The 745-nt window shown below is 61.2% G+C and carries 1 protein-coding gene and 1 pseudogene; both read left to right on the plus strand.

Annotated elements, in window-relative coordinates:
- On the plus strand, positions 1-401 hold a 401-nt coding region (gene tnpB / locus ACOI1H_RS25975; protein ID WP_422441240.1), incomplete at its 5' end, for an IS66 family insertion sequence element accessory protein TnpB.
- Positions 402-461: 60 nt separating this feature from the next.
- Positions 462-745: pseudogene (locus ACOI1H_RS25980) on the plus strand (IS66 family transposase); the annotation flags it as partial.

Below are 745 nucleotides of genomic sequence, written 5' to 3' on the forward strand. Positions count from 1 at the left end.
GTGGTCGACCCGGAAGCGCTTGCCCGGATTTTGTCAGTGGTGGACGGTCAATGATCGCGTTTCCGGCGGGCGTGAAGGTTTGGATCGCGGGTGGCGTCACCGACATGCGGCGTGGCATGAACACCCTTGCATTGCAGGTCCAGCAAGGCCTCGGGCGCGATCCTCATGCCGGGGAGATATTCTGCTTTAGAGGGCGCAAGGGCGACCTGGTCAAGATTTTATGGCATGATGGGGTCGGCACATCGCTCTATCTGAAACGCCTTGAGGCAGGTAAGTTCATCTGGCCAGTCAGTCGCACGGGCGACGCGGTTCAGATATCCGCAGCCCAGCTCGGCTATCTTCTGGAAGGCATTGACTGGCGCAATCCGCGTTGGACACAACGCCCTGCAAAGGTGGGGTAAATCGCGCTTATAGCCCTGTTTTGCATAGGCATTCGTAAGCCGGCATGGTAGATTATGACCATGTCAGATGCCGCCTCCGAGCTCGAGAAATTGCGCGCCGAACTGGCCGCTTTGAGGTCCGAACTGGCCCGCTCGAACGCCGTGGTGTCGGCGTCCGAGGCGCTGATCGCGGGCCTCAAGCTCGAGATTGCCATGCTCAAGCGCGACAAGTATGGCCGCAGCGCCGAACGCACCGCCCGGCTGATCGACCAGCTCGAGTTGCAGCTCGAAGAGCTGGAGACCGCTGCGGCGGAGGACGCCATCCGCGCCGAGCAGGCAGAGGAGAAGGCGACGAAGGTTCGCAA

This window comes from Loktanella sp. DJP18, assembly GCF_049310965.1.
Taxonomy (GTDB): domain Bacteria; phylum Pseudomonadota; class Alphaproteobacteria; order Rhodobacterales; family Rhodobacteraceae; genus Loktanella.